The organism is Microbacterium sp. Gd 4-13 (assembly GCF_003095395.1).
Classification (GTDB): domain Bacteria; phylum Actinomycetota; class Actinomycetes; order Actinomycetales; family Microbacteriaceae; genus Microbacterium.
The window spans coordinates 288,007-308,094 of the sequence record NZ_QEIJ01000001.1 but is presented as its reverse complement, the minus strand read 5'-3'; the positions used below and the strand labels follow the sequence as shown (position 1 = coordinate 308,094).

The window sequence follows — 20,088 nt, the reverse complement described above, 5'->3', positions numbered from 1 at the left end:
ATCGGCAACTGGAGGACGACGACGTGACCGACACCGAGTACCGCATCGAACACGACACCATGGGCGAGGTGCGCGTTCCGAAGAACGCGCTCTACGCGGCGCAGACGCAGCGCGCGGTCGAGAACTTCCCCATCTCGGGTTCGGGTCTCGAGACCACCCAGATCGCGGCCCTCGCCCGCATCAAGAAGGCCGCCGCGCTCGCGAACAAAGAGCTGGGCACGCTGGATGCGGCGATCGCCGACGCCATCGCCGGTGCGGCCGACGACGTCATCACCGGGCAGTACGACGCGCACTTCCCCGTCGACACCTACCAGACCGGCAGCGGCACCTCGTCGAACATGAACATGAACGAGGTGCTCGCGACCCTCGCGACCCAGCGCCTCGGGTCGCCCGTGCACCCCAACGACCACGTCAACGCGTCGCAGTCGTCGAACGACGTGTTCCCGACGTCGGTGCACATCGCCGTCACCCAGGCACTGATCGACGACCTCATCCCCGCGCTCGACCACCTCGCCGTCGCCCTCGAGGCCAAGGCCGACGAGTGGAAGTCGGTCGTGAAGTCGGGCCGCACCCACCTGATGGATGCCACCCCCGTGACGCTCGGCCAGGAGTTCGGCGGCTACGCCCGCCAGATGCGCCTGGGCATCGAGCGCGTGCAGGCCGTCCTCCCCCGCGTAGGCGAGGTGCCTCTCGGCGGAACGGCGGTCGGCACGGGCATCAACACCCCGCTCGGCTTCCCGCAGAAGGTCATCGAGCTGCTCGCCACTGAGACCGAGCTGCCGATCACCGAGGCGAAGGATCACTTCGAGGCGCAGGCGAACCGCGACGGCCTCGTCGAAGCATCCGGCGCCCTGCGCACGATCGCCGTATCGCTCACGAAGATCAACAACGACATCCGGTGGATGGGCTCCGGACCGAACACCGGCCTCGGCGAGCTGCACATCCCCGATCTGCAGCCCGGGTCGTCGATCATGCCGGGCAAGGTGAACCCGGTCGTTCCCGAGGCCGTGCTGATGGTGTCGGCCCGAGTGATCGGCAACGACGCGACGGTGGCGTGGGCCGGAGCATCCGGCTCGTTCGAACTCAACGTCGCCATCCCCGTCATGGGCACCGCCCTGCTCGAGTCGATCCGCCTGCTGTCGAACGCGATGCGCGTGCTCGCCGACAAGACGATCGACGGGCTCCAGGCCAACGTCGACCGCGCCGCTGCCTACGCGGGCATGTCGCCCTCGATCGTCACGCCGCTGAACAAGCTGATCGGCTACGAGGCGGCTGCGAAGATCGCCAAGCACTCGGTCGCGAAGGGCATCACCGTGCGTGAGGCCGTGATCGACCTCGGCTACGTGGAGCGCGGCGAACTCACCGAGGCACAGCTCGACGAGAAGCTCGACCTGCTCTCGATGACCCACCCCGGCTGAGCCGTACGTACGTCGACCGCCGTCGCCCTCCGGGGCGGCGGCGGTTTCGCGTGTCCGCAGCATCCGTCCACGCCCCGCGCCTGCGCGGCCCGCGCCCGCGCGGCCGGCGCCTGCGCGGCCCGCGCCTGCGCGGCCGGCGCCCCAAACGGCGAACTGCGCCCGTTTCCGGCGACTGACCGCAGAGATCGATGCCGTCAGTCGCAGGAATGCGCCACATTCCTGTCGAAGGCGGGGAGGAAGCAGCGGCGCAGGGACCGGGTCACTCCCAGCGGTAGCCGGCTCCGCGCACCGTCGTGATGCGGTCGTGGCCGAACTTGCCGCGGAGGTACCGCACGTAGACGTCGACGATGTTCGAGCCGGGGTCGAAGTCCATGCCCCAGACGCGACTGAGCAGCTGCTCACGGCTGAGCACCTGGCCGGGGTGACGCAGGAACTGCTCGGCGAGCGCGAATTCCCGCGCGCTGAGGTCGACCTCCCGCCCCGATACCGTGGCCCGGCGCGTCAGCACGTCGAGGCTCACGTCGAGGTGCGACACGGCGATCGTGGCGGTCGCGACGTTCTCGCGCAAGCGCGACCGCACCCGCGCCAGCAGCTCGTCGAACTTGAAGGGCTTGGCGATGTAGTCGTTGGCGCCGGCATCGAGTCCGTCGACCGTGTCACTCGTGCTGGAGCGCGCGGTGAGCATGATCACCGGGAGCGTCGAACCCTGCCCGCGGAGGTGACGCAGCACCTCGAACCCGTCCATGGTGGGCAGGCCGATGTCGAGGAGCATAAGGTCGACCTCGCCCGACATGGCGCGCTCGAGGGCCTCCTCGCCGTCTTCGACGACGGCGGTCTGGTACCCCGCGGCCTCGAGCCCGCGGGCGACGAAGGCCGAGATGCGGCTCTCGTCTTCGACGATGAGGATACGAGTCATCCGGCGGCCTCTCGCTGGAGCACGACGTCACCGGCGCGCACGGGGGCCGGGAACCCGGCGGGTGCCGTGTTCCGTCCCAGGGGAAGGTGGATCGTGAAGGTCGCGCCGCCGCCGGGCGTCTCGACGACGGCGCAGTGGCCGTCGTGCCCCTTCGCGATCGCGTCGACGATCGCGAGCCCGAGCCCGGAGCCGCCGACGGTGCGCTTGCCGAGAGCGCGGTCGAACCTCCGGAAGATGCGGTGACGCGCGGCCGGCGGGATCCCCGGTCCGTGGTCGCGCACCCACAGCAGCGCTCCGCGATCGTCGACAGAGCTGCCGATCTCGACCGGCGACCCTTCGGGCGTGTATTTGGACGCGTTGTCGGCGAGTTGCAACCACGCCTGCAAGAGCCGGTCGTAGTCGCCCTCCACCCGGCCGCGCCCGCGCTGCTCGACCGACCAGGGGTGACCGGGAATGACCGCGACGAGTTCTCCGACGCGAGCGGTGAGGGCATCGACGTCGACGACGCCCATCGAGAATCCGCCTCCCTCGACCGCGGCGAGCAGGTCGATGTCGTCGACGAGACGCGTCATGCGATCGAGTTCCGAGATGCCGATATCGCGCGCGTTCGCCACGTCGGCCGGGTCCGAGGCATCCATCATCTCGAGGTGGCCACGCACGATCGTGATCGGTGTCTTCAGCTCGTGCCGCACGTCGTCGAGCAGTTGCCGCTGCACATCGACCGACCCCTCGAGGCGATCGAGCATCGAGTTCATCGTGCGGCCGAGGTCGGAGATCTCGTCGGTGCCGTCGGTGGCGATGCGCGCGCCGAGGTCGGAGATGGTGATGGAGTCGGCCGTCTCGCGCAGCCGCCGGATGGGCAGCAGCAGTCGACCCGTCACGAACCAGCCGACCGTGCCGATGGCGAAGAGCACGACCGCAGCCGCGATCGCGTACGTACCGACGCCGATGAGCACCAACTCCATGCGCGCGCTGAGAGACACCGCAGTGACGATCTCCGCGTCGCCCACCGACACGACGACGTAGCGATACATCCCGCCGTCACCGACCGCCGTGCCGAGTCCCTCGGGCGCACCGATGACCTGGTCCATGAACGCCGCGTCGGCGGCCAGATCCAACCCCGACGACGGTGACGCGGTGGCCACCACGCCGCCGCCCGAGAGCAGCAGAGCGCCCTCGGTCGGGCCGCCGACGGTGTCGACGACGATCTCCTTGGCCGCTTCGACACCCGAGAGGTTCGTGAACGCGGCGGCGAAGGCCTCCAGTTGGCGGTCTATCGCGGTGACGACGTGGTTGCGCTGCGCCCAGAACGTGACGCCGCCGACGACGATGAGGCCGACGCACGCCACGGCGAGGACGGCCCCGAGAATCCGCGCGCGCGCCGAGAACAGTCTCGGCATGCGACTCATCCTCCGATTATCGCGCTGTTCGAAGGTGCGAGCCCGCACGGCATCACGGGTGTAAAGAGCCACCCGCAGGCAGAGAGAGCCCCCGGCGCTGGGGGACGCCGGGGGCTATGGGAGAGTCGGAGATCTTTGGGGGAAGATCTCGCATGCCTGTCGCGATACCCGAATCGCGATGACTCCTTCTCCGTGGCGGACCCGATGGGCCCGTACCTCTGTGGGGGAATCCGCCGGTGGGCGGTAGAGAGGTTTCCCTCGCTGCTGTCCATCCTCATCTCGACGCGTGAGAACCCGAGGAACCCGAGGTGAGAGTCCTCTCATGTTCACTGCACGCCGCCCCGCAATGACAAGGGCGGGATGCTGCAGCATCCCGCCCTTGTCATGATGCGCCTCAGCGCGGGATGCGGCTCAGGAGAGCTCCCCCGCTTCGAGCAGCTCGGTGACGAGAGCGGCGATCGCCGACCGTTCGGAGCGCGTCAGCGTGACGTGGCCGAAGAGAGCGTGCCCCTTCAGGGTCTCGATCACCGACGCGACCCCGTCATGACGGCCCACGCGGAGGTTGTCGCGCTGGCCCACGTCGTGGGTGAGCACGACACGCGAGTTCTGTCCGATGCGGCTGAGCACGGTCAGGAGCACGTTGCGCTCCAGCGACTGCGCCTCGTCGACGATCACGAACGCGTCATGAAGAGACCGCCCCCGGATGTGCGTGAGAGGAAGCACCTCGAGAAGGCCGCGGGCGACGACCTCCTCCACCACGTTGGGTGAGACGACCGAGCCGAGCGTGTCGAAGATGGCCTGCCCCCAGGGGTTCATCTTCTCCTGAGCGTCGCCCGGCAGGTACCCCAGCTCCTGGCCGCCGACGGCGAAGAGCGGTCGGAAGACGATGATCTTCCGCTGCTCCTGCCGCTCGAGCACGGCTTCGAGGGCAGCGCACAGGGCAAGAGCCGACTTGCCGGTACCCGCACGCCCGCCAAGCGAAACGATGCCGACCTCGGGGTCGGTCAGCAGGTCGATCGCGATGCGCTGCTCGGCCGAGCGGCCGTGCAGCCCGAACACGTCGCGGTCTCCCCGCACGAGCTTGTACCCGCCGTCGCCGGTCACCCGGCCCAGGGCAGAGCCCCGCTCGGAGTGGATGATCAGCCCCGTGTTGACCGGAAGGCCGACGACGTCGTCGCTGACGGCGACCTCGCTCTCGTAGAGGTCGCTGATGTCGTCGCCGGAGACGTCGATCGTCGCGATGCCCGTCCAGCCCGAGTCGACGGCCTGCTCCGCGAGGTACTCCTCCGCCGAGAGACCGAGAGATGCGGCCTTGACCCGCATCGGAAGATCCTTCGACACGACGGTGACCTCGCTGCCGTCCTGCAAGAGATGCATCGCCACGGCGAGGATGCGACTGTCGTTGTCGCCGAGCCGCATACCCGAGGGCAGCACCGAAGGATCGGTGTTGTTGAGTTCGACGCGGAAGGTCCCCCCGGTGCCGACCTGCACCGGGAAGTCGAGCCGCCCGTGCTCGATCCGCAGCTCGTCGAGGTGGCGAAGAGCCTGGCGCGCGAAGTATCCGATCTCCGGGTCGTGGCGCTTTCCCTCGAGCTCGGTCACGACGACGACCGGGATCACGACGGAATGCTCGGCGAAGCGGAAGATGGCGCGCGGATCGCTGAGGAGAACAGACGTGTCGAGCACGTACGTGCGGAGGTCCTGCTCCGTCGACGCGTCTTCCGCGGTGTTCTCCAGACGCTGCTTCTGAGGTGCTCGTGCGCTCACAACCCACTCCCGACCCGGGACACTTTCCCGGAAAGCGACGAGTCGACCAGGGGTCACGAGTCGCGATCCAGAAGGCCGACTCGAACGGGCGCCTTGCCCGATGCGATCAAGCTACGACGGAACCCACCGGGCGCGCAGCGACACGCCCCTCGGTTCGCGTTACGAGTAGGTGAACTTCCTCACCACACCCGCGACGCCGCGAACGCGGCCATGGCATCACCGAGCTGGCGCAGAGTGTCAGGGCTGGTACCGGCGTGCACGGCGATCCGGATCCCGCCCGAGCGGACGGTGACGGCCAGACCGTGGTTCGACAGGGCGGCGGCCAACGGCGCGGCGTCCTGGGCGCCGGGGGCGAGCGCAATGATGCCGGCACGGTGCGCGGGATCGCGGGGTGTCGTCACGGGGATGCCGTGCTGCTCGGCCAGGGCGAAGACGTCGGCGGCTCGCTCGGCGACACGGGAGCCGATCGCGGCGACGCCGACATCTCGGATGTCGGTCACCGCCGTCTTGAGGCGACCCGCGGCCAGCGAGTCGAACGCGCTCACCGTGAAGGCGCGAGCCTGGTGCACCGGCGGCGGCACCTCGTCGAGCGGCAGTCCCTCCGCTTCGGTTCCGGTGAATCCCGAGAGAACGGGGTCGAGCCGATCGAGTGCGCGATCGCCGAACCAGGAGTAGCCGGTGCCCCGGCCCGCGCGCAGCCACTTGTACCCGTTGCCGCACACGACATCGGCCGCGGCGAAGTCCGCCTCGACCACACCGAATCCCTGGACGGCGTCGACGATGAGCAATCGGTCGCCGATCACGTCACGTATGGCGGCGAGGTCGGCGAGGTAGCCGGTGCGGAAGTCGACGAGGCTCACGGCCACCGCGGTCACATCGTCGGTGAGGGCGTCGCGGACGACCTCCGGAGTCACGAACCCGGCCGGCGGCAGCATCCATGAGACCTGTGCGCCCCCGACCGCGGCCGAGCGCGCCGCGGCGACCGTCAGGCTCGGGAACTCGGCCGACGAGAGCAGCAGCGTGCCACGGAGGGCATAGATCGCCTGCATCAGGCCATGCGCCGTCGAGGGCTGCAGCACGACCTGCTCGGCCGGTGCGCCCAGCACCTCGGCCACGGCGGCACCGGCCTCAGCGATGTGATCGACCACCAGGTCGATGCTCGATCGCCGACCCGACGCGAGGAGCTCGGCGTCAGCGTTCGTCTCCGCCACCACGGAGGGGGCGAGCGGGCCGAAGGACGCCCAATCGAGATACCCCGTCTCGTCGCCGAAGGAGTGCACGTAGGTATCGAAGTCGGTCACAAACGGCTATTCTCCCACTCCGCTCGCCACTGCGCTCGCCGGTGACCGCTCGCCGGTGACCGCGAGAGCCGGTCTGCGCGACGACACCCTGCCATCATGCGCGGGTCTCGGCGCGCCGCTGCGGTTTCGCGGAAGCCTCAGCCGCCGTAGCGACGGTCGCGCTTGGCGAAGTCGCGGACGGCGCGCAGGAAGTCGACCTCGCGCAGGTCGGGGCCGAGGGCTTCGACGAAGTAGAACTCGCTGTGGGCGCTCTGCCAGAGCAGGAAGTCGCTGAGCCGCTGCTCGCCCGACGTGCGGATCACGAGGTCGGGGTCGGGCAGCCCGCCCGTGTAGAGGTGCTCGCCGATCTGCTCGGGCGTGAGGCTCGCGGCGAGCTGCTCGAGCGAGCCGCCTTCGCTGTCGTGCTGGGCGATGATGCTGCGCACGGCGTCGACGATCTCGCTGCGTCCGCCGTAGCCGACCGCCAGATTCACGTGCAGACCCGTGTGAGCACGGGTGCGGTCCGCCGACTCGGCGAGCACTCGCGCGAGCTCGGTCGGCAGGTGGGCGGCGCGACCCACGTGCTGCACCCGCCAGTTCGGCTCGCGGGAGACCTCGTCGGCCAGTTCGGCGATGATCTCCAGGAGATCGGCGAGCTCACGGGAGTCGCGCTTGACGAGGTTGTCGTTGGAGAGCAGGTACAGCGAGACGACGCCGACCCCGAGATCGTCGCACCAACGGAGGAACTCGCGCATCTTCGCCGCACCCGCTCGATGGCCGTGCGCGGCGGAATCGAACCCGAGCTGTCGGGCCCACCGACGGTTGCCGTCGATCATCATCGCGACGTGGTGGGGAACCACGTCGGGCGTCAATCGGCGGCGGAGTCGATTGATGTAGAGGCGGTACAGAGGTCCTCTGCCCTCGTTCATCCCGTTCTCCGTCACGCCCCTACGCTACCCCCGACCTGTGCAGTCCATGCGGAACCGCACAGCGTGCGCTCAGCGGCATACACCCGGACGTAGGCTCGTTGCGTGACCCGCCCAGCCTCCTCCCGCGCGGCCGACGACGACGGCCCCGACATGCCGCAGCTGCCCCTCATCGAGGCGGCGGCGGTCGGCGCGCAGGACGAGCTGAAGCCGACCTGGCGCGGGTGGATCCACGCCGGAACCTTTCCCGTCGCCATCGCCGCCGGCATCGTCCTCATCGCTGTGGCACAGGGGGCTCCCGCGAAGTGGGCGTCGGTGGTCTTCATGGCCACCTCGCTGCTGCTGTTCGGCAATTCCGCGCTCTACCACCGCTTCCACTGGAAGCCCAGAACCCGCGCGATCCTCAAGCGCATCGACCACGCGAACATCCTGCTGTTGATCGCCGGCACCTACACGCCGCTGTCGGTGCTCGCCCTCCCGACCGACAAGGCGATCATCCTGCTGTCGATCGTCTGGGGCGGCGCCATCCTGGGCATCTTCTTCCGCGTGTTCTGGCTGAACGCGCCGAGATGGCTCTACGTCGCCCTCTACCTCGCGCTCGGATGGGCAGCCGTGATGTACATGGGCGATCTGTTCGCCGCGAACGTCGCCATGATGGTGCTCGTCGTCATCGGCGGTGTGCTGTACTCCGGTGGCGCGGTGATCTACGCGCTGAAGCGTCCGAACCCGTGGCCCGGCCACTTCGGCTTCCACGAGATCTTCCACGTCTGCACGGTGCTGGCGTTCCTCTGCCACTGGACCGCGTCCCTGCTCATCGTGCTGCACCCCGCGTTCCACGCGGGATGACCCTCAGCGACGGAAGCGATCGTCGCGCGGATCGATGTCCTGGTCGTCGGTGTCGGATGCTTCCTCTGCCGCCCTCGCCTGCGCCTCCGCAGCATCCAGGTCTTCGTTGACCTCGGCGCGATACCGTCCGCGACGGATGCGGCGCAGCATGTCCCAGACGAGCAGGAACACCGCCACGGCGATGAACGCGATGGCAGCGAAGCCCCACGGTCCGGGGGTGACGAGTTCGGCCGGAGGCGCGCTGGGCTCGGGGGTCACTGCGGCGAGAAGAATCGCGGCGTACATCACACATCCTCGTTCTGCGCGGGTAGCGCTTAACCTGGAGTTCCAGCCTAGTTCCGACCCGAGGTAGCGATGACCCAGCAGATGCTCGACGAACGGTACGGACGGCGACGCTCGCGCGGACGTCGGGCGATCGGCTGGACCGTCGTCGGGGCCGTCGCGGTCGGGCTGATCGGATGGGTCGGTTGGGGCACCGTGGCGCGCTCCATCGACGAGATCGACGACAACCTCACCGCCTACGAGGTCGTCGACGCGCACACGGTTTCGGTGACGTTCCAGATCACCTCTCCCCCGGGTCGTGGAGTCGCGTGCGTGCTGGAGGCGCAGGACGAGGAGCACGGGATCGTGGGCTGGCGGGTCGTGGAGTATCCCGCGGTCGACACGCATGCACGGGCCTTCTCGGAGGAGATCCCGACGGTCGCCCTGGCAACCAATGGTTTGGTCAACAGCTGCTGGGTCACGTAAACTCAGGACCCACATTCGATCGACGCCCTGGCCGACGCCGGGGCGTTTTGAATTGAGGGCGTCGCTATCGACGCCCCACGACGACCAAGGAGACCGACCGTGTCCAGCGACGCCCCGGTGACGTTCCTCACCCAGGATGCCTACGACCGCCTCGCCAACGAACTCGAACACCTGTCGACGACCGGCCGCGAGGAGATCGCGAAGCGCATCGAGTCGGCTCGCGAAGAGGGCGACCTCAAGGAGAACGGCGGCTACCACGCCGCGAAGGACGAGCAGGGGAAGCAGGAAGCACGCATCCGCACCCTGAAAGCGCTGCTGAAGGACGCCACGGTCGGCGAAGCCCCGCAGAGCCACGGCGTGGTCGAGTCGGGAACGATCGTGACCGCCATCGTCGCGGGGGGCGAAGAGCGCTTCCTCCTCGGCAATCGCGAGATCGCCGTCGACTCCGAACTCGACGTCTACAGCGAGGCCTCCCCGCTCGGAGCCGCGATCCTCGGCCAGAGCGAGGGAGCGAAGGTGACGTACACCGCGCCCAACGGCCGCGAGATCCCGGTCGAGGTCGTCAAGGTCGAGACCTACTCCGGCGAGTAGCCCGGCGTCGTCAGTCGCGCGAGACGGTGGCGGTGAACCCCGCCTCTTCGAGCGTGCTGATCACGAGACCACGGTGGTCTTCGCCCCGCGTCTCCACGCTCAGCTGCAGCACCACCTCGCTGATCTGCATGCCCTGACCGTGACGGGTGTGCATCACCTCGACCACGTTCGCCCCCACCTGCGCCAGCAGCTCCGACACCCGCGCGAGCTGCCCCGGACGATCGGGTAGCGGGATGCGCAGGGTCATGTAGCGACCGGATGCTGCGAGCCCGTGCGCGACGACGCGCTGCAGCAGCAGCGGATCGATGTTGCCGCCCGACAGGATCGACACGGTCGGACCGGAGGCGGTGACCTTGCCCGCAAGGATCGCCGCGACCCCGACCGCGCCGGCCGGCTCGACCACCTGCTTCGCCCGCTCCAGCAGCACGAGGAGCGCGCGGGCGATGTCGTCTTCGGTCACGGTGACCACGTCGTCGAGGTGCGTGCTGATGAGGGCGAACGGCAGATCGCCGGGGCGGGCGACCGCGATGCCGTCGGCGATGGTCGGTCGGGTCTCGACCTGGAGCGGACGCCCCGCGGCGAGTGACGACGGGTACGCCGCGGAGTTCTCGGCCTGCACCCCGATGACCCGCACGGTGCGTCCTTCAGCGGCGGCGCGAGCCTTGACGGCGGCGGCCACTCCGGCCGCGAGGCCTCCCCCGCCGATGCCCACGATGACGGTCTCGAGGTCGGGGAGGTCGTCCATGAGCTCGAGACCGAGCGTTCCCTGCCCCACGACGATGTCACGGTGATCGAAGGGGTGGATGAGCACCGCACCGGTCTGCGCGGCGAACTCCGCCGCCAGCCGCAGCGGCGTCTCGACCGTGTCGCCCTCGAGGATCACCTCGGCGCCGTACCCGCGCGTTGCCAGCAGCTTCGGCAACGGCACGCCCAGCGGCATGAAGATCGTCGCGGGGATGCCGAGTTGCTGCGCGGCGAGAGCGACGCCCTGAGCGTGATTGCCCGCCGAGGCGGCGACGACGCCTCGCGCACGCTCGTCGGCCGTGAGACGTGACAAACGGTAGGTGGCCCCCCGGATCTTGAAGGATCCGGTGCGCTGCAGGTTCTCGAGCTTCAGATGCACCGGCACGTCGAGGAGGTCGCTGAGGTGCTGCGATTGGTCGAGCGGGGTGCGCGTGATGATGCCGCGAAGGGAGGCGGCCGCGTCTTCGAACTCGGCCAGGGTGGGATCGGTCATGCCTTTTTTCTCTCTTTGCGTGGCACGGTGCTCCAGATCAGATCTCCCGTGAGGGGCTGCTCGCCCACGGTCGTCCAGGCCCGTGACGACAGGTAGACCGCGACGACGTTCACGAACGCCGCGAGCGGAACCGCGAACAGTGCCCCGGGGATGCCGCCGACCATGGCGCCACCGGCGACGACCAGCACGACCGCGAGCGGATGCACCTTCACCGCCGAGCCCATCAGGATCGGCTGCAGGATGTGGCTCTCGATCTGCTGCACGAGCAACACGAAGATGAGCATCCACAGGGCGATCCACGGCCCGTTGTAGACGAGGGCGATGAACACGGCGACGGCACCCGTGACGACGGCGCCCACGAACGGGATGAAAGCGCCGAGGAACACGAGCACGCCGATCGGAATGGCCAGCGGCACGCCCAGGAAGAGGGCGCTGAGCCCGATGCCGACCGCGTCGATCGTGGCGACGAGCAGCTGCGTCCGGGCGTAGGTCACGACGGTGCGCCAGCCCGCGCGTCCGGCTCCGTCGACGGCCGGACGGGCGTCCTTCGGGAACAGACGCGTCGTCCACTGCCAGATGCGTCCACCGTCGGCCAGGATGCACAGGAGGATGAAGATGGTCAGGAGGAGTCCGGTGGCCACGTGCCCGACGGTGCTACCGACGGCGAGCGCCCCGGTCCAGAGCACCTGGGCCTGTTGCTGCGCGAAGTCGATCGCCTGCGCGAGCCCGTCGTCGATCTGGGCCGCCGTCAGATGCAGGGGTCCGTCGATGAGGAACTGACGGAACTGCTGGGCCGACGCGACGGTGCGCTCCTGCACCGAGCGGAAGTCGCGGGTGATCTGCCACACGGCGACCCAGAACAGTCCGCCGACGATCGCCATCGTGCCGATGACCGTCACGACGATGGCGAGCCACCGGGGCCACCGGTGGCGCAGCATGAAGGTGAACGCGGGCCAGGTCAGAGCCGTGATGAGGATCGCGATCAGCAGCGGGATGACCAGCAGCTTGAGCTGGATGACCAGCCAGATCACGACACCGATCGCGGCGGCGAGCACGAGCAGTCGCCACGCGTAGGAGGTCGCGATGCGCAGGGCGTTCGGCACGGCGCTCGGGGCGTCGATCGTGACCGTGCGGCGACGCAGCGCGTCGAGGAACGAACCGCGGGATTCGGGGGCGGGATCGCTCATCCACTCAGTCTAGGCTCGGGGCATTCCGCGGCGGGCATGGCCGCCGCGGTGTCGGTGGCCATCAATAGGCTGGCTCGGTGAGACAGAACCTCGGACGAGCGGAAGCGCGTCGCATCGCCCTCGCCGCGCAGGGGTTCGCGCGACCTCGTCCCGGGACGGTCGGTACGCGGCAGCTCAACGCCGTGCTCGCGCGTATGGCGACCCTGCAGATCGATTCGGTCAACGTCTTCGCCCGTTCTCACTACATGCCGTTGTTCTCACGGCTGGGTGCGTACGACACCGCCCTGCTCGATCGCCTGCTGTTCTCGCGCAGACCTTCGTACGTCGAGTTCTGGGCGCACGTCGCAGCGTTCATCCCGGCCGATGACTGGGGCCTGTTCCGCTTCCGGATGGACGACCACCGCGCCAAGTACGCCGAGAAGGCCGACGCATGGATGGCGACGCATTCCGAGATCGTCGAGTGGGTGCGCGCCGAGCTCGCCTCTCGCGGTCCGCTGCGGCCGGCCCAGATCGAACACGATGCCGCGGGCGGTCAGCGCGGCCCGTGGTGGGGCTGGAACGACATCAAGCTCGCCCTCGAGTACCTGTGGCTCGTGGGCGACGTCGCCATCGCGGGGCGACGAGGATTCGAACGTCGCTACGCGCTCGCCGAACAGGTGATCCCCGCCTCCGTACTCGCATCGCCCGTGGCGCGGCCCGATGCCATTCGAGAGTTGGTGCGGCGCGCGACTCGCGCCTACGGCGTCGCGACAGCATCCGACCTCGCCGATTACTGGCGCATCCGCGATCGCCGGGCCGTGCTGACCGCACTCGACGAGCTCACCGACCAGGGCGAGCTGCACCGTGTCACCGTCGAGGGGTGGGAGATCGGCGGACGCCCCGCGAAGGCGTGGCTGCACCGCGACGCGGTGCTGCCGCGCCGCCTGACCGGAGCGGCGATCCTCACCCCGTTCGACCCTGTGGTGTGGTTCCGCGACCGCGCGGAACGCCTCTTCGACTTCGAGTACCGCATCGAGATCTACACGCCGGCGCCGCAACGCCGGTACGGCTACTACTCTCTCCCGGTGCTCGTCGACGACGACATCGTCGGACGCATCGACCTCAAGGCCGATCGCGCCGCGAGCACTCTTCTCGTGCAATCCGCCTGGTGGGAGCACCGGCGACCGTCCGACGCCGCTGACCGCATCGCCGCTGAGATACGTCTGGCCGCCGCGTGGCAGGGGCTCGAACGGGTGTCGGTCTCACGATGGGGCGACGCCTCCGACGACCTCGCACGAGCGCTTCCGGGTGCGGGTCGGCACGAGCGAGCGACGACCCTCGAGGCCCTCGCGCTCGCGCCGGAAGAGCCCGGAGTCTGACGGTCAGAACTGAACGCGGGGCGGCTCGGAGATCGCCGCGCCGTCGACCACTTCGAAGAACTCGCGCTCGGAGAACCCGAGGCGGCGGGCGAAGAGATTGTTCGGGAAGACTTTGACCTTGGTGTTCAGTTCACGAACGCCACCGTTGTAGAACCGGCGCGATGCCTGGATCTTGTCTTCGGTATCGACGATCGACTGCTGAAGGTGCAGGAAGTTCTGGCTCGCCTGCAGCTGGGGATATGCCTCGGCCACCGCGAAGATCGACTTCAGGGCCTGTTGCATGTGCCCCTCCGCCACGCCGGCCTCGGCCGGTCCGGTCGCCGACAGGGTCTCTGCGCGCGCCCGCGTCACGTTCTCGAACACGGCTTTCTCGTGGGCCGCGTAGCCCTTCACCGCCTCGATGAGGTTCGGCAGCAGATCGGCCCGGCGCTTGAGCTGCACGGTGATGTCGCTCCACGCCTCGTCGACGCGGACGTTGAGCTGGACCAGCGAGTTATACGTCGCCCAGAGGTAGATTCCGCCGATGGCCACGAGGGCGACGACGGCCAAGACGGGGATGAGCCATTCCCACATTGCCGGGTTCTCCGTTCGACGGTTTTCCTCATCTTAGCCGCGGCGGTCGACGCAGAAGACTCGCGACCCCGCCTCCCAGGGGTTACTCACCGAGCACGCGTGCCAGATAGGGATTGACGAAGAGCCGATCCGGATCCAGCCGATCCCGCACCGCCAGGAAGTCGTCGAATCGTGGGTAGAGCGCGCGGAGTTCGTCGGCACCGAGCGAGTGTTCCTTGCCCCAGTGCGGTCGTCCGGCGAAACCGCGCATGACCTCACCGACCGCCTCGAAGTACTCCGTCGGGTCTTCTCGCCAGTACCGGTGCACGGCGATGTAACCGCTCTCCCTCCCCGACGCCGTCGACAACCACACGTCATCGGCGGCCGCCACGCGCACCTCGACGGGGAAGGAGATGCGCCACCCGCGCTCGGTGACGAGATCGCGCACGGCGGCGAACGCGGCAGGCAGGTCGTCGAGGGCGACCGCGTACTCCATCTCGCGGAACCGCACGGTGCGCGATTGCGTGAAGACGCGGTGGGAACGGTCGGCGTACGTGCGATTGCCCATCAGTGCACTGGCGACACGCGCCACCGGCGGAACCGTTGCGGGCACCACCGTGCCCACCGCGCACGTCGCTCGGTACACGCCGTTCGCGAGAAGCGACTCGTCCACCCATCGCCGCACCGGCGGGAGGGGACGGGTGGGACTCCCCTGCGGCAACCGCTGGTTCTCCTTCGTCACGGCGTCGTCCGTGTGGGGGAACCAGTAGAACTCGAAGTGGTCGGCCGCGCCGACGCGGTCGTGAAGAGAGCCGGTGACGTCGGCGAGCGGTTCGCGGCGCTCGGTGGCGTCGAGCACGAAGGCGGGCACGCACTGCAGCGTGACGTCGACGAGGATCCCGAGCGCGCCCAGACCCACCGCCACGGCCGGGAGCAGCTCGGGATTGCTCTCGTCGTCGACACGCAGCACCTCGCCGTCGGCGGTGACGAGGGTCGCGCCGACCACCTGCGTCGAGATGCCGCCGAAGCGCAGACCCGTGCCGTGGGTGCCGGTCGAGATGGCTCCGGCGACGGTCTGCCGGTCGATGTCGCCGAGGTTCGGCATCGCCAGTCCGTACGGCGCCAGGAGGGCGGGGATCTCCCACAGACGCGTTCCGGCGCGCAGACGCACGCGTCCGCGATCGGTGTCGACGTCGATGAGGCCTCTGAGATCGCGCAGGTCGAGCATGATGCCTGCCGCAACGGCGATGCCCGAGAAGCTGTGCCCGGCGCCGACGGCCTTCACGGTGAGAGAACGGGCGGATGCTGCGGTCACGGCGCGGCGGACCGCACCCTCGTCGGCGGGGAACTCGATGCGATGGGGCCGAACCTTCTGCGAGCGCCCCCAGTTGCGCCAGACGCCACCCGGACGGGTCATAGGAACGTCTTCCCCTCGCCGCGGTAGGTGAGCGCCTCACCCTCGACGCGGTCGTCCTCCACGAGGAGGTAGCGGTCGACCCGTTCGGCGAGCTCGCCGCTCTTGGCGTGGCGGAACCAGACGCGATCTCCGATCCGCAGGCCCCGCGCGGCGACGCCCCGCAACGGGGTCTGCACCTCCCCCGCCCCTTCGCGCGAGAACATGGCCAGCCCTTCGGGCCACACCGGCAAAGGCTGTCGCGACGCCAGCGGCGGCCCCGATGCGATCCACCCGCCGCCGAGCACCGTCACGATGTCGGGGCGGGGCTTGCGTACGACCTCCAGCGCGAACGCCGCAGCCGGCGCCGGCTGGAACGCTCGGTATCCGTCGAAGAGGTGGCCCCCGAGCAGACCGCTCCCGGCGGTGAGCTCGGTGACGGACGTGTCGGAGGCCGTCTCCTCCAGCGATCCCGTCCCTCCGCCGTTGACGAACTCGAGCGGCACGACGTCGCGGACACCCGCGACGATCGCCCCGCGGCGCTCGAGGAGCTCGGCCGCCGAGCGACGCTGCATCCAGCGGATCACGGGGTCGGCGACCCCCGTGTCGTCCCCCTGCCCGGCGATCTGCGCTTCGTACATCATCAGTCCGACGAGATCGAAGCCGGGCCGGTCGGCGATGCGGCGGGCGAGGGCGACGACCTCCGCCGGCTCGTGCACGGGCGAACGGTGCACACCGATATGTCCGAGAACGGCCGACCGCCAGGAAGCATCCGCGTCGATCGCGATCCGGATGCGTGTTCGCGCGCCCGGCGACGCGAGGGCGTCGATGAGATCCAGCTGGGCCGGATCGTCGATCATCAGCGTGATGCGCGACGCGGCCTCGTCGTCGTTCGCCAGTCGCGAGAGGGCCTCCCTGTCGACGGTCGGATAGCCCAGCACGATGTCGTCGTGGTCGGCCGCGAGCCACAGCGCCTCGGGGAGCGTGTAGGCGAGGATGCCCCGGTAACCGGGCAGCGAGAGCACGGCGTCGAGCACCGAGCGCACCCGCACCGACTTGCTCGCGACACGCACCGGCACCCCGCTTGCGCGGACGAGCAGATCCGCCGCGTTGTAGCGGAGTGCGGGCAGGTGGATGGTCGCCAACGGACCGCTCACCGACGAGACGGCTCGGCCGAGGTGCGGCCAGAGCTCCGAGGCCGGCGGGTGCGCCGCCGGACGAGAGATCAGATCGATCGACACCGTGTGCGTCTCCCTCCGCGTGTGGGGTCAGCCTAGAACCATCGGCCGCAGCGCGGCGGTCAGGTCGCCGTCGGCAGTGAGAACGTGAAGACAGCGCCGACGCCCTTCGCCCCGCTCGCGGAGACCGCCCCGCCGTGGAGCGCGACGATCCTCGACACCGACGCGAGCCCGAGGCCGGTGCCGGGGAACTCGTCTTCGCTGTGAAGACGCGTGAGGGGACGGAAGACGCGGTCGGCATCGGAGGCGTCGAATCCCACGCCGTTGTCGCTCACCTCGAGCGTGCGGAACGCTCCGTCCGATCCGACGCAGCGCAGCCGGATCGTCGCGTCGTCGGTCGTGGAGGTGTATTTCACCGCGTTGTCGAACAGGTTGCTCAGCAGCAGGTGCACCATCGCGGGATCCGCCGAGACCCGGATGGCCGGTTCGACCTCGATGGTCACGCCGTGGGCGCGGCCCTGCACACGAAGGTCGGCGGCGATCCCTTCCGCGACCGCGCTCAGATCGACCGGCTCGACGTGCAGCGGTTCGGTCGAGAGGCGGTAGACCGACAGCATCCGGTCGATCTGATCCGACATGCGCCGACCGGCGCCCAGCGCGGAGTGGGCGTAGGCGGCGGCGCTGGCGACGTCGGTCGCCGTGCCGTCGGCGACCAGCTCGGAGAAGCCCATCATTGCGCCGAGGGGCCCGCGCAGGTCGTGCACCAGCGAGTGCATGGCGGCATCGAGCTCGTCCGCCCGCGCGGCCTCCTGGTCGCGTTCCGCGCTGCGGCGGGCGATGGCCCCCCGCAGCTCCAGGTTCTCGAGAGCCACCGCGGTGCTGTTGGCGAGCACCTCCAGGTGACGCACCACCTCCGGCTCGGGGACATGGGGCTCAGCCCAGTACGCGCCGAGGACGCCGATCGGATCCGACGAGCGGATGGGCGCCATGCACAGGCTCGAGACGAAGGTCGGTCGGTACGCATCGTGCGGGACGCGGTCGTCGTCGTAGATGTCGGCGATGACGACCGTCTGCCGGTGCAGCATCGACCACCCGCTCACGCACGCGTTCACCGAGAATCTGCTGCCCTTCCACAGCGGCGCGATCGCGTTCTCGTCGGCGTAGAAGCACTGGTCGTCTTCGCGGAGCACGAAGGTCGCTCCGTCGGCCCCGGTGAGAGCGCGCACGGCTTCTGCGACGATCGCGGTGACCTGAGCGGAACTCGTCGCGGTCGACAATCGGTCGACCGTCTCGGTGAGAACGAGCGTTCTCGCACTGGTCGTCGGTTCTGTCACGGTCATGGTTGCCCCCCAAAGCAACTCTGATGCGCCTGAATGGAAAGACTAGCGGACGGGGCCGTCGGGAGTCGGGCCCGCACGTCTCTCCCGCCGGGGCCGTCCGCGCCGTACCCTGGTGCGGGGCGCGCATGCATCGCGCCGACGGACCGAAAGGACCCTCATGGCCGTTTTCTCCCGAGGCTTCAGGGCTCGCAGGCGCGAGTCCGACCCGAAGCTCCCTCCCGGCCAGTACCTGACCGAGGATTTCCCCGTACTCTCCGCCGGGCCGACCCCGCGGATCGATACCGCGGAGTGGAGCTTCAGCATCCAGACCGAGAAGAACACGACAACCACCTGGTCATGGGACCAGCTGCACGATCTGCCGATCGAAGAGGTCGACACCGACATCCACTGCGTGACCCGGTGGTCCAAGCTCGGCACCTCGTGGCGGGGCGTTTCGCTCGACACCCTCTTCGCGGGCGTCGACACCGACTTCGCCTACGCGATGGCGCACTCGTACGGCGGGTACACCACGAACATCGCGATGGCCGACCTGCTCGGAGGTAAGGCGTGGGTGGCGTTCGAGTTCGGCGGTGAACCGCTCGATCCCGAGCACGGAGGGCCCGCGAGGCTGCTCGTGCCGCACCTGTACTTCTGGAAGAGCGCGAAGTGGGTGCGCGGACTGACCATGCAGAAGCACGATGATCCGGGATTCTGGGAGCAGAACGGGTACAACCTGCACGGCGACCCCTGGACCGAGGAACGCTATTGGTGAGCGTCGGCGGCTGGTTGCCAGCCACTCTTGCCGCGATCGAGCCCTCGACTCCGAGCGCGCGCGTGCTGCGTCTGGACGTGCCGGGGTGGACGGGCAACCTCCCCGGGCAGCACCTCGATCTTCGCCTGACGGCCGAGGACGGTTATCAGGCCGTCCGTTCGTATTCGATCGCCTCCTTCGGCCCCGGTGAGCAGGTCGAGCTGGGGGTCGACGAGGTTCCGGACGGCGAGGTGTCGCCCTACCTCGTGCTCGACGCGCGCCCCGGCGACGCCGTCGAGGTGAAGGGCCCCCTCGGCGCGTACTTCGTCTGGCGCGACGACGACCCCTCCCCCGTGCAGCTCATCGCCGGCGGATCGGGGATCGTTCCGCTGATCGCGATGGCGCGCGCACGCGCCGCGTCCGCCTCCGCGGCGCCGTTCCGTCTGCTGTACTCGGTGCGGCGCCCCGACGATGCCATGTACCGCGACGAGATCGGAACGCTCGGCGACGGTGTCGACGTCACCTGGGCCTACACGCGCGAGGCACCGGTCGGGTGGACGCGGCCGGCAGGTCGCGTGAGCCAAGACCTGTTGCGGGATGCTGCGTGGTCGCCCGCGCAGTCGCCGGCGGTGTTCGTGTGCGGTCCGACCGGCTTCGTCGAGACGGTCGCGACGGCGCTGGTCGCCCTCGGCCACGACCCCGCGCGCGTGCGCACCGAGCGATTCGGAGGATAGGGATGGTCAGAGTGAAACCGGGCGACACGGTCGAAAGCGTGATCGTCGACGGTAATGCGGTCGCGGGACTGCTGTCCGACGCCCTGCAGTCCGATGCGACCCTGCTGCAGCTCACCTGCGGAACGTGCGGCGATCAGAGCGTGCTCGCCGAAGCGCTCGTCGAACTCGACGAGGCCGGCGCGATCGTGCGATGCCGGTCGTGCACCCACACGATGCTCACGCTGCTGCGGCGTCCGGAGGGCGTCACCCTGCGCATCGGAACGTTCGAGATGGTGTTCCCCGGCGCGGCCGGGTGAGCGCCGAACCGACCGCTCGGATGTGCCCCCGCTGGGACTCGAACCCAGACTGAAGCGATTTTAAGTCGCCTGCCTCTGCCATTGGGCTACGGGGGCCGGTGCCGGCACCTGCACGTCGCCGACACCACCACCGTAGTGCCGGTGCAGAACGAGCCGGGCACCCCGCAGGGTGCACCGGCTCGTTCGACGACG

Annotated in this window: 20 protein-coding genes and 1 tRNA gene; 8 read left to right on the top strand and 13 right to left on the bottom strand. The window is 69.2% G+C overall.

From position 1 onward, the window contains the following. The first annotated feature begins 23 nt into the window (after positions 1–23). The gene (locus tag DEA06_RS01375) at positions 24–1,418 is read left to right on the top strand and encodes a class II fumarate hydratase (protein ID WP_116646771.1); all 1,395 of its coding nucleotides are present in this window, start codon (positions 24–26) and stop codon (positions 1,416–1,418) included. A gap of 259 nt (positions 1,419–1,677) precedes the next feature. Here DEA06_RS01375 and DEA06_RS01370 read toward each other — a convergent pair whose 3' ends face one another. The 5 genes from DEA06_RS01370 to DEA06_RS01350 form a co-directional block, all read right to left on the bottom strand. Further along, positions 1,678–2,334, bottom strand: a complete 657-nt coding sequence (locus DEA06_RS01370; protein WP_116646169.1) for a response regulator transcription factor — start codon at positions 2,332–2,334, stop codon at positions 1,678–1,680. After that, on the bottom strand, positions 2,331–3,734 hold the full coding sequence (locus DEA06_RS01365) for a HAMP domain-containing sensor histidine kinase (protein WP_240606752.1): 1,404 nt from the start codon (positions 3,732–3,734) through the stop codon (positions 2,331–2,333). Before DEA06_RS01365 ends, DEA06_RS01370 begins: the two co-directional genes overlap by 4 nt. A gap of 411 nt (positions 3,735–4,145) precedes the next feature. Further along, entirely contained in the window at positions 4,146–5,501 is a 1,356-nt protein-coding gene (locus DEA06_RS01360; RefSeq protein WP_116646167.1) for a PhoH family protein, read from the bottom strand. A 179-nt stretch (positions 5,502–5,680) separates the two neighbouring features. Further along, complete coding sequence (locus tag DEA06_RS01355; protein ID WP_116646166.1) at positions 5,681–6,802, bottom strand: aminotransferase class V-fold PLP-dependent enzyme; 1,122 nt, start codon at positions 6,800–6,802, stop codon at positions 5,681–5,683. A gap of 137 nt (positions 6,803–6,939) precedes the next feature. Then, positions 6,940–7,710, bottom strand: a complete 771-nt coding sequence (locus DEA06_RS01350; RefSeq protein ID WP_116646165.1) for an isoprenyl transferase — start codon at positions 7,708–7,710, stop codon at positions 6,940–6,942. A 150-nt stretch (positions 7,711–7,860) separates the two neighbouring features. On the opposite strand from DEA06_RS01350, the gene DEA06_RS01345 reads away from it, so the two are divergent. Beyond that, positions 7,861–8,553, top strand: a complete 693-nt coding sequence (locus tag DEA06_RS01345; RefSeq protein ID WP_116646770.1) for a hemolysin III family protein — start codon at positions 7,861–7,863, stop codon at positions 8,551–8,553. 3 nt (positions 8,554–8,556) lie between these two features. On the opposite strand, the gene DEA06_RS01340 is transcribed toward DEA06_RS01345, so the two are convergent. After that, on the bottom strand, positions 8,557–8,838 hold the full coding sequence (locus DEA06_RS01340; RefSeq protein ID WP_116646164.1) for a hypothetical protein: 282 nt from the start codon (positions 8,836–8,838) through the stop codon (positions 8,557–8,559). A 69-nt stretch (positions 8,839–8,907) separates the two neighbouring features. Between DEA06_RS01340 and DEA06_RS01335 the strand changes: the two genes are divergently transcribed. Both DEA06_RS01335 and greA read left to right on the top strand, forming a co-directional pair. Beyond that, positions 8,908–9,300: a DUF4307 domain-containing protein gene (locus DEA06_RS01335; RefSeq protein ID WP_116646163.1), complete on the top strand. Its 393-nt coding sequence runs from the start codon at positions 8,908–8,910 to the stop codon at positions 9,298–9,300. A gap of 99 nt (positions 9,301–9,399) precedes the next feature. Next, the gene (greA, locus tag DEA06_RS01330) at positions 9,400–9,891 is read left to right on the top strand and encodes a transcription elongation factor GreA (RefSeq protein WP_116646162.1); all 492 of its coding nucleotides are present in this window, start codon (positions 9,400–9,402) and stop codon (positions 9,889–9,891) included. A gap of 10 nt (positions 9,892–9,901) precedes the next feature. On the opposite strand, the gene ilvA is transcribed toward greA, so the two are convergent. Together ilvA and DEA06_RS01320 are read right to left on the bottom strand one after the other, a co-directional pair. Further along, a complete protein-coding gene (gene ilvA / locus DEA06_RS01325; protein ID WP_116646161.1) occupies positions 9,902–11,128 on the bottom strand; it encodes a threonine ammonia-lyase in 1,227 nt (408 codons plus the stop codon). Then, positions 11,125–12,315 (bottom strand): AI-2E family transporter, encoded by a 1,191-nt coding sequence (locus DEA06_RS01320; protein ID WP_116646160.1) that lies wholly within the window; start codon positions 12,313–12,315, stop codon positions 11,125–11,127. The genes ilvA and DEA06_RS01320 overlap by 4 nt, the downstream gene beginning before the upstream one ends. A 77-nt stretch (positions 12,316–12,392) precedes the next feature. Here DEA06_RS01320 and DEA06_RS01315 point away from each other — a divergent pair, with 77 nt between their 5' ends. Further along, on the top strand, positions 12,393–13,673 hold the full coding sequence (locus DEA06_RS01315; protein ID WP_116646159.1) for a crosslink repair DNA glycosylase YcaQ family protein: 1,281 nt from the start codon (positions 12,393–12,395) through the stop codon (positions 13,671–13,673). 3 nt (positions 13,674–13,676) lie between these two features. On the opposite strand, the gene DEA06_RS01310 is transcribed toward DEA06_RS01315, so the two are convergent. The 4 genes from DEA06_RS01310 to DEA06_RS01295 form a co-directional block, all read right to left on the bottom strand. Further along, complete coding sequence (locus DEA06_RS01310; protein WP_116646158.1) at positions 13,677–14,246, bottom strand: LemA family protein; 570 nt, start codon at positions 14,244–14,246, stop codon at positions 13,677–13,679. Between the two features lie 82 nt (positions 14,247–14,328). Beyond that, the gene (locus DEA06_RS01305) at positions 14,329–15,642 is read right to left on the bottom strand and encodes a D-arabinono-1,4-lactone oxidase (protein WP_116646157.1); all 1,314 of its coding nucleotides are present in this window, start codon (positions 15,640–15,642) and stop codon (positions 14,329–14,331) included. Next, positions 15,639–16,847 carry an alanine racemase gene (locus tag DEA06_RS01300; RefSeq protein WP_240606806.1) on the bottom strand — a complete coding sequence of 403 codons (1,209 nt, stop codon included), beginning with the start codon at positions 16,845–16,847 and terminating at the stop codon, positions 15,639–15,641. Before DEA06_RS01300 ends, DEA06_RS01305 begins: the two co-directional genes overlap by 4 nt. A gap of 71 nt (positions 16,848–16,918) precedes the next feature. Further along, positions 16,919–18,136 carry a HAMP domain-containing sensor histidine kinase gene (locus DEA06_RS01295; RefSeq protein WP_116646156.1) on the bottom strand — a complete coding sequence of 406 codons (1,218 nt, stop codon included), beginning with the start codon at positions 18,134–18,136 and terminating at the stop codon, positions 16,919–16,921. Positions 18,137–18,293: 157 nt separating this feature from the next. Here DEA06_RS01295 and DEA06_RS01290 point away from each other — a divergent pair, with 157 nt between their 5' ends. Genes DEA06_RS01290 through DEA06_RS01280 form a run of 3 tightly spaced genes read left to right on the top strand, consistent with a single transcriptional unit; the run spans position 18,294 to position 19,896 of the window. Further along, a complete protein-coding gene (locus DEA06_RS01290; protein ID WP_116646155.1) occupies positions 18,294–18,887 on the top strand; it encodes a molybdopterin-dependent oxidoreductase in 594 nt (197 codons plus the stop codon). Beyond that, positions 18,884–19,600 (top strand): FAD-binding oxidoreductase, encoded by a 717-nt coding sequence (locus DEA06_RS01285; protein ID WP_116646154.1) that lies wholly within the window; start codon positions 18,884–18,886, stop codon positions 19,598–19,600. The genes DEA06_RS01290 and DEA06_RS01285 overlap by 4 nt, the downstream gene beginning before the upstream one ends. 2 nt (positions 19,601–19,602) lie before the next feature. After that, positions 19,603–19,896: a DUF6510 family protein gene (locus DEA06_RS01280; protein WP_116646153.1), complete on the top strand. Its 294-nt coding sequence runs from the start codon at positions 19,603–19,605 to the stop codon at positions 19,894–19,896. A 23-nt stretch (positions 19,897–19,919) separates the two neighbouring features. Here the strand turns inward: DEA06_RS01280 and DEA06_RS01275 are convergent. Then, positions 19,920–19,992: transfer RNA gene (locus DEA06_RS01275), tRNA-Leu, on the bottom strand. Between the last annotated feature and the right edge of the window lie 96 nt (positions 19,993–20,088).

Coding starts and splice junctions, on each gene's coding strand:
- ilvA (WP_116646161.1), bottom strand. CDS start 11,128: ATGACCGATCCCACCCTGGCCGAGTTCGAAGACGCGGCCGCCTCCCTT.
- DEA06_RS01335 (WP_116646163.1), top strand. CDS start 8,908: ATGACCCAGCAGATGCTCGACGAACGGTACGGACGGCGACGCTCGCGC.
- DEA06_RS01320 (WP_116646160.1), bottom strand. CDS start 12,315: ATGAGCGATCCCGCCCCCGAATCCCGCGGTTCGTTCCTCGACGCGCTG.
- DEA06_RS01305 (WP_116646157.1), bottom strand. CDS start 15,642: ATGACCCGTCCGGGTGGCGTCTGGCGCAACTGGGGGCGCTCGCAGAAG.
- DEA06_RS01345 (WP_116646770.1), top strand. CDS start 7,861: ATGCCGCAGCTGCCCCTCATCGAGGCGGCGGCGGTCGGCGCGCAGGAC.
- DEA06_RS01370 (WP_116646169.1), bottom strand. CDS start 2,334: ATGACTCGTATCCTCATCGTCGAAGACGAGAGCCGCATCTCGGCCTTC.
- DEA06_RS01310 (WP_116646158.1), bottom strand. CDS start 14,246: ATGTGGGAATGGCTCATCCCCGTCTTGGCCGTCGTCGCCCTCGTGGCC.
- DEA06_RS01340 (WP_116646164.1), bottom strand. CDS start 8,838: ATGTACGCCGCGATTCTTCTCGCCGCAGTGACCCCCGAGCCCAGCGCG.
- DEA06_RS01290 (WP_116646155.1), top strand. CDS start 18,294: ATGGCCGTTTTCTCCCGAGGCTTCAGGGCTCGCAGGCGCGAGTCCGAC.
- DEA06_RS01280 (WP_116646153.1), top strand. CDS start 19,603: ATGGTCAGAGTGAAACCGGGCGACACGGTCGAAAGCGTGATCGTCGAC.
- DEA06_RS01365 (WP_240606752.1), bottom strand. CDS start 3,734: ATGCCGAGACTGTTCTCGGCGCGCGCGCGGATTCTCGGGGCCGTCCTC.
- DEA06_RS01350 (WP_116646165.1), bottom strand. CDS start 7,710: ATGAACGAGGGCAGAGGACCTCTGTACCGCCTCTACATCAATCGACTC.
- DEA06_RS01295 (WP_116646156.1), bottom strand. CDS start 18,136: ATGACCGTGACAGAACCGACGACCAGTGCGAGAACGCTCGTTCTCACC.